10 protein-coding genes, 1 tRNA gene and 4 pseudogenes are annotated in these 12,191 nt (G+C 67.6%); 6 read left to right on the top strand and 9 right to left on the bottom strand.

Annotation, left to right across the window (positions count from 1 at the left end; genetic code table 11):
• Positions 1–3: 3 nt before the first annotated feature.
• Together CLG85_RS22730 and scpB are read left to right on the top strand one after the other, a co-directional pair.
• Positions 4–801: a segregation and condensation protein A gene (locus CLG85_RS22730; RefSeq protein WP_095884367.1), complete on the top strand. Its 798-nt coding sequence runs from the start codon at positions 4–6 to the stop codon at positions 799–801.
• 73 nt (positions 802–874) lie between these two features.
• Positions 875–1,480 carry an SMC-Scp complex subunit ScpB gene (gene scpB / locus CLG85_RS22725; protein WP_095884368.1) on the top strand — a complete coding sequence of 202 codons (606 nt, stop codon included), beginning with the start codon at positions 875–877 and terminating at the stop codon, positions 1,478–1,480.
• Positions 1,481–1,544: 64 nt separating this feature from the next.
• Here scpB and CLG85_RS22720 read toward each other — a convergent pair whose 3' ends face one another.
• Entirely contained in the window at positions 1,545–2,210 is a 666-nt protein-coding gene (locus CLG85_RS22720; protein ID WP_095884366.1) for a DUF1236 domain-containing protein, read from the bottom strand.
• Between the two features lie 845 nt (positions 2,211–3,055).
• On the opposite strand from CLG85_RS22720, the gene CLG85_RS22715 reads away from it, so the two are divergent.
• On the top strand, positions 3,056–3,928 hold the full coding sequence (locus tag CLG85_RS22715) for a GGDEF domain-containing protein (protein ID WP_260350086.1): 873 nt from the start codon (positions 3,056–3,058) through the stop codon (positions 3,926–3,928).
• A gap of 6 nt (positions 3,929–3,934) precedes the next feature.
• On the opposite strand, the pseudogene CLG85_RS22710 reads toward CLG85_RS22715, so the two are convergent.
• The 8 genes and pseudogenes from CLG85_RS22710 to CLG85_RS22675 form a co-directional block, all read right to left on the bottom strand.
• Positions 3,935–5,013, bottom strand: a pseudogene (locus CLG85_RS22710) (2'-deoxycytidine 5'-triphosphate deaminase).
• A gap of 263 nt (positions 5,014–5,276) precedes the next feature.
• Positions 5,277–5,353 (bottom strand) — tRNA-Pro (locus tag CLG85_RS22705).
• A gap of 74 nt (positions 5,354–5,427) precedes the next feature.
• Positions 5,428–6,270 (bottom strand): MerR family transcriptional regulator, encoded by an 843-nt coding sequence (locus tag CLG85_RS22700; RefSeq protein WP_095881079.1) that lies wholly within the window; start codon positions 6,268–6,270, stop codon positions 5,428–5,430.
• A 119-nt stretch (positions 6,271–6,389) separates the two neighbouring features.
• Positions 6,390–6,692 (bottom strand): integration host factor subunit alpha, encoded by a 303-nt coding sequence (gene ihfA, locus CLG85_RS22695; RefSeq protein ID WP_095881078.1) that lies wholly within the window; start codon positions 6,690–6,692, stop codon positions 6,390–6,392.
• A 111-nt stretch (positions 6,693–6,803) separates the two neighbouring features.
• Positions 6,804–7,775, bottom strand: a complete 972-nt coding sequence (locus CLG85_RS22690; RefSeq protein ID WP_095881077.1) for a beta-ketoacyl-ACP synthase III — start codon at positions 7,773–7,775, stop codon at positions 6,804–6,806.
• 57 nt (positions 7,776–7,832) lie between these two features.
• Positions 7,833–8,891, bottom strand: a pseudogene (gene plsX / locus CLG85_RS22685) (phosphate acyltransferase PlsX); the annotation flags it as partial.
• A gap of 24 nt (positions 8,892–8,915) precedes the next feature.
• Complete coding sequence (rpmF, locus tag CLG85_RS22680; protein ID WP_066106415.1) at positions 8,916–9,122, bottom strand: 50S ribosomal protein L32; 207 nt, start codon at positions 9,120–9,122, stop codon at positions 8,916–8,918.
• A 76-nt stretch (positions 9,123–9,198) separates the two neighbouring features.
• Positions 9,199–9,858: a YceD family protein gene (locus CLG85_RS22675; RefSeq protein ID WP_260350084.1), complete on the bottom strand. Its 660-nt coding sequence runs from the start codon at positions 9,856–9,858 to the stop codon at positions 9,199–9,201.
• Between the two features lie 94 nt (positions 9,859–9,952).
• On the opposite strand from CLG85_RS22675, the gene CLG85_RS22670 reads away from it, so the two are divergent.
• The 3 genes and pseudogenes from CLG85_RS22670 to CLG85_RS22660 form a co-directional block, all read left to right on the top strand.
• Positions 9,953–10,405, top strand: a complete 453-nt coding sequence (locus CLG85_RS22670) for an outer membrane protein assembly factor BamE (protein WP_095881074.1) — start codon at positions 9,953–9,955, stop codon at positions 10,403–10,405.
• Positions 10,406–10,415: 10 nt separating this feature from the next.
• Positions 10,416–11,178: pseudogene (locus CLG85_RS22665) on the top strand (GNAT family N-acetyltransferase).
• Positions 11,179–11,260: 82 nt separating this feature from the next.
• Positions 11,261–12,191, top strand: a pseudogene (locus tag CLG85_RS22660) (acetoin utilization protein AcuC); the annotation flags it as partial.

The following is a 12,191-nucleotide window of genomic DNA, read 5'->3' as shown; positions in this document are numbered from 1 at the left end:
CCCATGCAGGACGATGCGCAACTGGAGTTCGAGACGCTCAGCGTCGCCGACCGCCTTGCGGCCGAGGCGCTGATCGTCGATGTCGAGGGCTACGAAGGGCCGCTCGATCTCTTGCTGTCGCTGTCGCGCACCCAGAAGGTCGACCTGCGCAAGGTCTCGATCCTCGAGCTGGCGCGGCAGTACCTCGGCTTTGTCGAGAAGGCCAAGGAGCTGCGCATCGAGCTCGCCGCCGATTACCTCGTCATGGCCGCCTGGCTCGCCTTCCTGAAATCGCGCCTGCTGCTGCCGCCCGATCCCACCGAAGAGGGCCCCTCGGGCGAGGAACTGGCTGCGCACCTGGCGTTCCAGCTGCACCGCCTGCAGGCGATGCGCGACGTGGCGGCGCGGCTGATGGCCCGCGACCGGCTCGGCCGCGACTTCTTCGCCCGCGGTATTCCCGAGGACATGCAGCGGCTGCGCAAGGTGAAATACACCGCATCGCTGCTCGACCTCATGCAGGGCTACGCCCGCACGCGCACCCGCGACGACTTCCGCCCCTTCGTGATGGACCGCCACGACGTCTTCACCATGGAGCAGGCGCTCGATCGGATGCGCGGCATGATCGGCTATGCCGGCGAGTGGACCGACATTTCCCGCTGGCTGCCCGACGGATGGTCCGGCGATCCGCAGCGCTGGCGCTCGGCGACCGCCGCGACCTTTGCCGCCTCGCTCGAGCTGGTGAAGGAGGGCAAGGCCGAGATCCGCCAGACCGACACCTTCGCGCCCATCGAGCTGCGCAAAAGAGAGAAACCGCGTGAGTGACGACATCGAGCTGACGCGCGCCGAGCGGCGCGCGGCGCAGGACAATACAGAAAGCCTTTTCGAAGCGCCGCCCATGGGGGACCAGGAGCGCATGGTCGAGGCGATCCTCTTTGCCTCGGCCGAGCCGGTGACCGTGCGTGAGCTGCAAGAGCGCATGCCGCATGGCTGCGATCCCGCCGAGGCGCTGGCCTATCTGCGCAAGCGTTACGAGGGGCGGGGCGTGAACCTCGTCCGCGTCGGCGACGCCTGGGCGATCCGAACCGCGCCGGACCTCGGTTTCCTCATGCAGAAGGAAACAGTGGAAACTCGCAAGCTCTCGCGCGCGGCGATCGAGACGCTGGCGATCATTGCCTATCACCAGCCGGTGACCCGCGCCGAGATTGAAGAAATCCGCGGCGTGAGCGTCTCGCGCGGGACCGTCGACCAGCTGCTCGAGATGGAATGGATCCGCTTCGGTCGCCGCAAGATGACCCCGGGCCGACCGGTGACCTTCGTGGTGACCGAGGCGTTCCTCGACCATTTCGGCCTCGAGAGCGCCCGCGACCTGCCGGGCCTCAAGGAGCTGCGCGCCGCCGGTCTTCTCGACAACCGCCCGCCGCCGGGCATCGTGCCGCTGACCGAAAACGAGCCGGAGGAAGAGGACGAGGCCCCCGGCCAGTCCGAGCTCTTCGAGGACTGACGCCCTCGATCGAATGCAAGCAGGCCCCGCAAGCGCGGGGCCTTTTCGCAATTGTGACAATCGATTAGCGCACGATCTTCACAATTCGGCGGGTCTCGGGGTCAATCACCACCGGCTGCTGGTTCACGTTCAGGTAGGCGTAGTCGCTTTCCGGGACCTGATAGACTTCGACTTCCTGCGGGATGCCCGCACCCACGGCGATTTCACCATCCAGATAGACCGGCTCGACCGGGTTGGACTGGACATAGGTCACGGTCTTTTCCTCGACGTTGTTGGCGGCACCGGCAACGGCGCCGATCACGGCACCGGCGGCCACGGCGGCCGGGCCACCGACGATCAGCGACCCCACGGCAGCGCCCCAGGCCCCACCCACACCGGCGCCGGCAGCGGCGTTGCTGGTGTCGTCATAGGTCACGGTCTCCACCTCGACGCGGTCGCGGTTTTCATAGATCACAACGGGTTCGTCCTCGACCGGCGTGGTCAGATAGGCGGAGTAGGCCCAGCCCGAGGTGCCCTGGTAGCTCACTTCGCACCACTCGGCGTCGGCGAGGCAGCCCTTCACGTCGACTTCCTCGGTCGAGGGGATCACGCTTTCGATTGCATATTGCGGACCAGGACCCGAGCGCAGGTTCAGCTCGGTGGTGGCGGAGGCGGTCATCGCGGCCGAAACCGGGGCTGCTGCGAGGCCGACAAGCGGAAGCGAGAGAAGGAGCGTTTTCTTGGTGTTCATGATCAAGTCCTTTCAGGTCTTGGCGGCCCGCGCTGCGATCCGCCTGATGGACCCACAACACCGGACCCCGCCTGTTGTTCCTTGTTCAGGTGAGAAATTGGCCGGAAGTCCATGATTTATTGATGTTTGCGCGAAATCTTGCGCGGGGTTCGGCTGGTTCGGAACCGATGACCCACGGCAGAAGTTGTCATGCCCTCGCGCCGGCAGCTCGCCTTTGAGGCAAGTACAGAGGCGCGAGCTTGCAAGAAAATACGGACGCAAATTGTTGCCAAATTTTCATGAACTGGTCGGGCTTCGATCCCGAAGCGCCGCGCAATTTAGGATGAGGTTAACCGGCGCCTGCGACGCTCGATCTCCCCGGCGCAGAGTGATGGAGGTGCCAATCGTGGATTACGGTGCGAGTTTCCGCTCCCTCAAGGCGCGCGATGGAATATTCCTCAGCCCCGCTCACCCAAGCCTCCGACCGCTTGCCTGGACACGAAAGGTCTGTCTGGTCCTGGCAGGAGCGGTCCTTCTGATCGCGGCCGAGGGGCACCTTTACGGGATCTCGCGGCTCTACGCGCCGAGCGGCGAAAGCGCGCTCTCGCTGCCGACCCTGCTGGCCGGCACCGGGGCGCTGGCCGCGACGCTGCTGCAGCGCCCGTTGCGGCGCTCGGACCCGCGCGAGACGCTGATCTGGATGCTGGTGATCGTGCTGTGTGTCCTGACGGGCCTGAGCTACCGGAACGGGATCGATTTCGGCGCCGGCCGCATGGGAGGGAACACAGCGGTTTCCTTCGTGCTGCTGGCGGGGGGGGCAACTCTGCTTCCGGCGCCTGCCGGTCTCCTCCTTCGGCCTCTCGCTCATGGCGCTGGGGCTGCCCTTCGCGGCGACGATCGGCTATCTCAACAACGCGCCGCTGCTCTTTGGAGAGATGTCGCTCTCGACCTCGGTGACGCTTCTGGCGCTCGGCGTGGCCAACGTGGCGCGCCATGCGCGACGCGCCATGCTGCGCCCGCTGGTCAGCAGTTCGCGCCCCGGGCGCGTGGTGCGGGCGATCCTGCTGGCCTGGCTTGTCCTGGTGGCGGTTCAGGCGGTCGCCGCGCGCTTCGTGCCCGCGCCTTGGATCGCCACCTCGGGGGTCGCGGTCATGGTCGTGGATGCGCTGGCCATGCTCGCGGTGATCCTCTTTCTCGGTATGAAATACGACGCCAGCGCCACGCGACTGCGGCTGACCGAATGGCGGCTCTACAATTCGGCGCTGCGCGACCCGTCAACCGGCATGCGCAGCCGCGCCTCGGCCGAGCTGTTCAGCGCAACCTTCGGGCCAATCACCAGCCACGGGCTTGTCCTGATCGAGATCGAGGGGATCGTCGCCGTCGCGCGCCGCTCCGGGCCCGAGGCGGCGGAACGGCTGCTGCGGCTGGTCTCGGGCGCGCTGCAGCGGGCGCTGCGCCCCGAGGAGCTGCTCTGCCGAGAAGATGAGCTGAGCCTGCTGCTCATGGTCCGCAACTGCACGCTGGAGCAACTGGGAGACCGCGCCGCGGAGCTTTGCGCGCTGGTCGCCGAACTGCGCGACCCGGACCGCGAGATGTGTCGCATCTCGCTCTCGGCGGCTGCGGTCATGGCTCGACGCGGTGACGGCGATCCGGCGCCGTCCATCCGTCGCGCTCGCCAAGCCCTGCGCAGCGCTAAGCCGGGGGACACGCGCAGGGTCCTGCTTTGCGAGGCGGCCTGAAACCGCTCAGCTCCGGAAGTGCTTGGAAAGCTTCAGCCCCTGGCCCTGGTAGTTCGAAGCAATCCCCGCGCCGTAGAGCTGGGCGGGCGTCTCGTCCATGCGCTCGTAGACCAGCCGCCCGACGATCTGCCCGTGCTCCAGCACGAAAGGCGCCTCGTGGCAGCGCACCTCGAGCACCCCGCGCGAGCCGGTCCCCCCCGGCAGCGGAATGGCCGAAGCCCGGGTCGAAGAAGCCCGCGTAATGCACGCGGAACTCGCCCACCATGGCGAGATAGGGGGCCATCTCGGCGGCAAAGCGCGGCGGGATATGCACCGCCTCGCGGCTGACGAGGATATAGAAGGCATCGGGGTCGAGGATCAGCTGCCCGCGCGAGGCATGCAGCGGGTCCCAGAACTCGGAGGGGTCGTAGTGGCCGATACGGTCGAGATCGATCACCCCGGTGTGCGGCTTGGCGCGCCAGCCAACGAGGTCGGTGCCCTCGGGGCGCAGGTCGACGGAGAAGCCGAGCCCTTCGCTGATCACCGCCGGGCCGCCGGTGACCAGCGTCTCGGCAGCGTGCAGCTCGGTCAGCTCGGTATCGCTCAGGATCGATTGGCCGCGGCGGAAGCGAATCTGGTTGAGCCGCATGCCGGTGCGCGCCAGCACCGAGAAGGAGCGGGGGCAGATCTCGGCGTAGAGCGGACCTGTATAGCCCCCGGCGATGCGGTCGAACTCGGTGCCGCCATCGGTGATCGTCCGGGTCAGCAGGTCGAGTCGGCCGGTGGAGCTCTTGGCGTTGGCGACGGCGGTCAACCCGGCGGGCAGATCGAGGGTCTCGAGCAGGGGCACCACGTAGACGCAGCCCTTCTCGAGCACCGCGCCCTCGGTCAGATCGACCCGGTGCATCTCGAATTCCTCGAGCCGCGAGGCCAGCGTCCGGCCTTCGCCGGCAAGGAAGGAGGCGCGCACCCGGATTGCCTCGGTGCCGAGCCGCAGATCGAGGCTGGCAGGCTGGATCTGCCCGTCGACAAGGGGGGGCCGAGAGGTGGATCGCCCCGCTTTCCACGAGCGCCGAAATCTGCTGGCTGGCGAGCACCCCTGTCATCGTCACATTCCCTCGTATTGCGTTGATCGTGCTTAGCAAGCGGCGGGGATGAAGGGAACGAGGAATGCGGCGCTTGCGATGCGCAGACGGTGGCCTGTGCGCTGGCGGTGACGCCGGACGCATGCGGGGCCAGAGATGCCGCCGGACTTGCGGGATCGTGTCAGCCTGTTGGGGATTTCCGCTTTGACGCCAGCGGGTTGGCGGGGCCGTTTCCTCACCTCCGGGCGGAGGTGAACAAGTCAGAAACGGCGGTGGGGAGTATTTGGTCGGGCTAGCAGGACTCGAACCTGCGACCTTCCGTCCCCCAGACGGACGCGCTACCAGGCTGCGCTATAGCCCGACTTGTGAGGCCGTTTCATATCGGTTTTCACCGCACGCGCAACCCCCAAGATGAAAGTTTTTTCACCGATCCCCCTAGGTCATCCTCGCGCCCCGGCGCGCGGCCATGAGGGCCCGCAGCGCGACGACATGCGGGGCCAGTTCGGCAGCCGTTGCGGCGTTGATCCGGGTCAGCCCTGCGAGCTGCGCAAGCGCGCCCGGCTCGGGACGGGGAAGGGCAGAGAGATCGGGCAGTTCGGGGATCACCGGGGGCGGTGTGTCAGCGGCGCGTGCCTCAAGGGATTCGGTGATGAACCCGGGCAGTTCCGTGGCCCCGGGGGCCGGCTCGGCGGTGGACGCGGCCTTGGGGTCCTCAGCCCAAAGCGCGCCCTGATCCGCGGCATGGGGCTCGGGATCGTCGATCTCGGGGAAGAGAGGCGTGGTGTCGGCGTGGATTGGCGCTTCCTCCGCCTCCTCCGCGGCCTCGACGGACGCAGGCGGTTGCTCCGCAGCCTCTTCCGGGGCGTCTGCAAGCTCGGGTGTCTCGGACTGCAGGAGGGGCCCGCCTTGGGTGAAGGGCAGCACCGTGGCGCTTTCCTGCGGCTCAGGGGCGGGTGCGGGCTCGACCGAGGAGGGCTCCGCTTCGGAGACCTCGTCGAGCAGCTCGGCCGGAGGGGCGATGTTGGCGACGTGCTTCACCCCCTGTTCGCGCAGAACCTTCTGCACGCCCTTGATGGTCAGCCCGTCGTCGTGCAGCAACTGGCGGATGCCGGCGAGCAGGGCGACGTCATTGGGGCGGTAGTAGCGCCGCCCGCCAGCGCGTTTCACCGGCTTCACCTGGCTGAACTTGGTTTCCCAGAAACGCAGCACATGCGCCGGCGTGTCCAGAAGCTCCGCCACCTCGGAGATGGTGCGGAATGCGTCGCGCGACTTGCTCATGCGGTCTTACCCCCTGCTGCGCGGGGCCGCCGTGCGGGCGCGCAGGCTTCAGATATGTCTTGGACCCGTCAGGGGCGCGGCTCCGTGCAGCTCGGGAACCGCGTGGGCGCCGTGTCGGATCAGGATTTGTTGCCGTCCGCAACCCGTTCCTTCATCAGGTGCGAGGGGCGGAAGGTCAGGACGCGGCGGGGCTGGATCGGTACCTCTTCGCCGGTCTTGGGATTGCGGCCGATGCGCGCCGCCTTGTCCCGCACCGAGAAGGTGCCGAAGGACGAGATCTTCACCTGCTCGCCACGGACCAGGGCGTCGGACATGTGCTGCAGCACCGACTCGACGAGTTCGGCGCTTTCGTTGCGCGACAGCCCGACCTCGCGAAATACCGCTTCGCTGAGATCCATGCGCGTCAAAGTCTTGTCACTCATTTGGCAGCCTCCCAAGGTTGCGCCACAGCATAGGGGGGAGGCAGATTCCGAGTCAAGCAGCCCTTGCGGGCGCAAAGCCTGCAAGGGCCGGATTTTGCCGGATTTTTGCGCTCACCAGCGCAGGACGACAGCGCCCCAGGCCAAACCGCCGCCGATGGCCTCGGTGACCACCACGTCGCCTTGCTTGATCTTGCCCTCCGCCTTGCCGACCGACAGTGCCAGAGGAATCGAGGCAGCGGAGGTATTGCCGTGGTCCTGGACGGTGACGACGACGCGCTCCATCGGCAGGCCGAGCTTCTTGGCGGTGCCGTTGATGATCCGGATGTTGGCCTGATGCGGCACGACCCAATCGACCTCGTCCGAGGTGATCCCGGCCTTGTCCATCGCTGTCGTGGCGGTCTGGGCGAGCTTTTCCACCGCATGGCGGAAGACTTCCTTGCCCTCCATGCGAAGGTGGCCGGTGGACTGGGTCGACACCCCGCCATCAACGTAGAGCAGGTCGCGGAACTGACCGTCGGAATGCAGATCGACCGAGAGGATGCCGCGGTCGGCAGAGGTGCCTTCGCCCTCGGCGGACTCGAGGATCAACGCGCCGGCGCCGTCCCCGAAGAGCACGCAGGTGCCCCGGTCGGTCCAGTCCATGATGCGCGAGAAGGTCTCGGCTCCGATCACCATGACGCGCTTGGCTTGTCCCGCGACGATCATCGCATTGGCGGTCGACAGGGCGTAGACGAAGCCGGCACAGACCGCCTGCACGTCGAAGGCAAAGCCCCCGGTCATGCCGATGCGGGCCTGCACCATGGTGGCGGCAGAGGGGAAAGTCAGGTCAGGGGTCGAGGTGGCGACGATCAGCGCGTCGATCTCGGAGGCCTCGAGGCCGGCATCCTTCAGCGCGGCCTCGGCCGCGTTGGCGGCCAGCATCGAGGTGGTTTCCCCCTCGGCGGCGAAGTGGCGGCGTTCGATGCCGGAGCGCGAGCGGATCCATTCGTCGGAGGTGTCGAGGGTCTTCTCGAATTCCGCGTTGGGGACCACACGCTGGGGCAGGTAATGCCCGATGCCCGCGACCTTCGCCCTGATGCTCATTTGCCTGTTCCGTTTTTTCTTTGTATCTGTGGCGTCCGGCGCCTCGGGGGCGGGTTCAGCGGCTGCCGCGGCGCTCGCCACGCGGGCGGCCAGCCGGTCGCCGAAGCCGGACTGCGCGAGGTCATAGGCCAGTTCCACCGCCGCGGCCACCCCGGTGGCATCCGCCGCGCCGTGGGATTTCACCACGGTGCCGTTGAGGCCGAGGAAGACGCCGCCGTTCTTGCGGCGCGGATCCACGCGTGCCTGCAAGCGCTTGAGCGAACTCAGGGCAAGCAGCGCAGCCAGGCGCGACAACGGCGAGTAGGTGAAGGCCTCGCGGAGAAGTGAATTGATCAGCGAGGCGGTGCCTTCGCCTGTCTTCAGCGCGATATTGCCGGTGAAGCCGTCGGTGACGATCACGTCGCAGCGCTTGCCGGGAATGTCTCCGCCCTCGACGAAGCCGACATAGTCGAAACCACCGGCCTCGGCGTTCGCGGTGATGAGCTCATGCGCGGCCTTCAGCTCGGCGCGACCCTTGTGCTCTTCGGTGCCGACGTTCAGCAGGCCGATGCGCGGGCGCTCGAGATTGAGACCGTTGCGGGCGTAGGACGCCCCCATCATCGCGTATTTCAGAAGGTCATCCGCATCGGCGCGGATGTCGGCGCCAACGTCGAGCATGACGTTGTAGCCCTGCGGGTTGCGCGAGGGCCAGAGCACCGCGATGGCGGGGCGGTTGACCCCGGGCAGCTTGCGCAGCCGCACCATCGACAGCAGCATCAGCGCACCGGTGTTGCCGCAGGAGACGGCAACCGTGGCCTCGCCGTTGCGGACGGCGTCGAGCGTGGACCACATCGAGGTGTCCTGCCCGTTGCGCATCACGTGGCTCGGCTTGTCTTCCATCGACACGACGCCGGAGGCATCGCGAATCTCGACCTGGGCAGACAAACCTTTTTGCTTGTCCACCAGGGGGCGCAACTCGGCCTCGGGTCCGTGCAGCAGGAAGTGGACATCGCGATGCTTCCGCGCAAAGGCGGAAAGACCGGCAACGATGGTTGCCGGCCCGCGATCGCCACCCATGGCGTCGATGGAGAGGACCAGAGGCCCGCGCGCCTGACGGTTATCCATTTCGGATGTCATGCGACGATCGGGCCTATCCGCAGCTTATGCCGCGTCTTCGTCCAGGTCGATCTCGTCAGCCATGGCGACGACCTCACGGTCGGCGTAGTGGCCGCAGGACGGGCAGACATGGTGCGGGCGCTTGAGTTCGCCGCAGTTGCTGCACTCGTTGGGGTTGGCCGCGACCAGCGCGTCATGGGCGCGACGGTTGTTGCGGCGCGATTTCGATACTTTGTTCTGTTGGACGGCCATGTCTCAACCTCGATTGTTCGCGTGTGGGGGCTATACGGGTGCCCGATAACGTTCGGGCGTGCCCGGCCTCATAGTCTTAACCCATGGAGGCTTGCAACCCGGAATTCCGATGAAGGCGCGAAAATAGGTATTTCCTGCAAAACCGCAAGAGAGATTTCGCGCCCCACGGGCTCAGTCTTCGTCTTTTTTCGTCCTTCGAGAGCCGATCGCGCAGTTCCGCGAGCCCGGCAAACGGGTTCGGACGAGATTCGGAGAGCTCCTCCTCGGGCTCTTCCGGGGCTGTTTCGGCCATTTCGAGCGCCGCCTCGCTGCGCGGGTAGGGCGGCAGCGCGAGCGACAGGGCCTCGGAGAGAACCCGGCGCAGGTCGATGACGTCGGGCAGGGGCTCTTCCTCGTCCTCGGGCACCTCGACCTCGGAGCCGGGATCAGGGTCGGCGATCTGCTGCGCCGGGCGGAACAGCAGCGAGATGTCCTCGTCGATCCGGGTGGTCACCGGATCGAGGGTGACGACGCAGGGCTGCACCACGGTGGCGCCGAGATCGGCGGTGAGCCGGTAGGCGCCGCCGGCCTCGGGGGTCAGCCTGCCCGCGAGGCGGGCCTTGCGCAGCCCGAGCAGGCCGAGTTCCTCGGCCAGCGCCGCGCGCTCCTCGGCCTCGGGCCGGAAATCGAATTCTGTGGCCACGTCGCGGCGCAGTGTCGAGACGCGCAGCCGCGCGGGGTTTCCGCTTCTGTCCATGGGCTCGCCTTTCCTTTGCTTGAAGCGCTTGGCTGGGTTGTGTAATGCGGGATAGAAGGCCCTCAGGGGCATGGCAAGGGGCAGGACTGCGTCCATGGTATCACGGGTGAGAATAGCGCTTCTGGCTGGAACCGCCGCATTGGGACTGTCCGCCTGCTCGGCTCAGTACCAGACGCATGGCTACGTGCCGCGCGAAGACGATTTGCAGCAGATCGTGCCCGGGATCGACACGCGGGCGACGGTGGAGGACGTGATCGGCGTCCCCTCCGCTTCGGGCGTGCGCGACGCGGGCGGCTATTACTACATTGAATCGCAAGTGCGTAGCTTTGCCTGGCAGGAACCCGAGGTCATCGACCGCGAGGTCCTGGCGATCACTTTCGACGGGCAGGGCGTGGTCAACAATATCTCGCGCTACGGTCTGGAGGACGGCAACGTCGTGCCGATCACCCGCAGGATCACCCGCACCAACGATGGCGAGATGGGCTTCATCCGCAAGCTCTTCGGCAATATCGGCGGCCTGACGCTCGGCGATCTCGACCAGCAGTGAGGCGCTGACCATGTCCTCCCGCGTGCAGGATGATGCTTCGGGGGAGGGAGGTCTTAGCCTGTCCCGGGGCCGGTTCCGGGCGCGTTCCGCCGCGAGTGCCGAAGATGTGAAGGCGGCGCAGGAGTTGCGTGGACTGGCCTTTTTCGGCCCCGGCAGGGGCCCCGACCAAGACCCGCTCGACGCCCGCTGCCGCCATGTTCTGGTCGAGGATGAGACCGGGCTTGTGCTGGCCTGCTTCCGCTATCTCTGGCTCGAGACCAGCGCCGAGATCGGGCGCAGCTATTCCGCGCAATTCTACGACCTGGGTCGGCTCGAGGGGTACGGCGGCCCGCTGATCGAACTCGGCCGCTTCTGCACCCGGCCCGGTCTGGTCGATCCCGATGTGCTGCGGCTGGCCTGGGCGGCGATCGCCACCCTCGTCGACCGCGGCGGCGTACGGCTGCTTTTCGGCTGCGCCAGCTTCACCGGCACCGATGCGGCGCGCTACGATCCGGCCTTCGGCTTCCTGCGCGCCCGCCATGCCGCGCCGGAGCGCTGGCAGATCGGCGTCAAGGCGAGCGAGGTGGTGCGCTTCCCCCCCCGCCACCGGCGAGCCGCGCGGGGTGCTCAAGCTGATCCCGCCGCTGCTGCGCACCTATCTCGGGATGGGCGGCTGGGTGAGCGATCACGCGGTGGTGGACCGGCAGATGAACACGCTGCATGTCTTCACCGGGCTCGAGACCGCGACGATTCCGCCGGCGCGGAGCCGGGCCCTGCGGGCGATTGCGGGGTAGCGGCGGCAGCGGGGGCTCTGCCCCCAAGGCGCTGCGCGCCTTTCCCCCGGGATATTTGGACCTAGAAGAAAGCCCGGGAGACATGTCAGGAGTGGCGGCGGTGGCGACCTTCATCGGCTCGGAGATCTATCGCGGCTCGCGCTACGGGCGGCTGCACCCGTTGTCCATCGAGCGGGTGCCGGCGGTGATCGACCTATGCCGCGCGCTTGGCTGGCTGCCCGAGGCGGAATGGCGGGTCTCTCCCCGGGCCAAGCCGCCGGCGCTCACCGGGTTCCATTCATCGCGCTATGTTGCTGCGTTGCAGGCGGCGGAGGCCTCGGGAGAGGTCAGCGAGGAGGTGCGCCAGCGCCACGGGCTCGGCACGCTATCGAACCCGGTCTTCCCCGAGATGTACCGGCGCCCCGCCACGGCGGTGGGCGGAGGGCTGCTGGCCGCCGAGATCGTCGCGGCGCAGGGCGGCACGGTGTTCAACCCCGGCGGCGGCACGCACCACGCGCTGGCGGACCGGGCCAGCGGCTTCTGCTTTCTCAACGAGCCGGTGCTGACCATCCGCCACCTGCTGAGCCGCGGGATGCGGCGCGTCGCCTATGTCGACATCGACGCGCATCATGGCGACGGGGTGGAGATCGCCTTTGACGGCTCCGAGCAGGTGCGGGTGATCTCGGTGCACGAGGCGCGCCGCTGGCCCTTCACCGGAGCGCTGGCGGATCGGGCCGGGGGCGCGGCCTTCAACCTGCCGGTACCGCGGGAGTTCAACGACACGGAATTCGCGCTGGTGCTCGAAGAGATGATTCTGCCCGCCGTGGCGGCCTTCCGGCCGGATGCGATCTTCCTGCAATGCGGCGCGGATGCGGTGCTCGAGGACCCGCTGGCGCGGCTGGCCCTGTCGAACCGCTCTCATGCGCGGGCTGCGGCGGCGCTGCGCGGGCTGGCCCCGGCGATGATCGTCTCGGGGGGGCGGCGGCTACAACCCGTGGAGCGCGCCGCGTTGCTGGTCGCTGGTCTGGGCCACG

The sequence above is a fragment of the Alloyangia mangrovi genome (assembly GCF_002300555.2).
GTDB classification, from domain to species: domain Bacteria; phylum Pseudomonadota; class Alphaproteobacteria; order Rhodobacterales; family Rhodobacteraceae; genus Salipiger; species Salipiger mangrovi.
The sequence above is the reverse complement of the archived record's forward strand: the minus strand, read 5'-3'. Positions and strand labels throughout refer to the sequence as shown.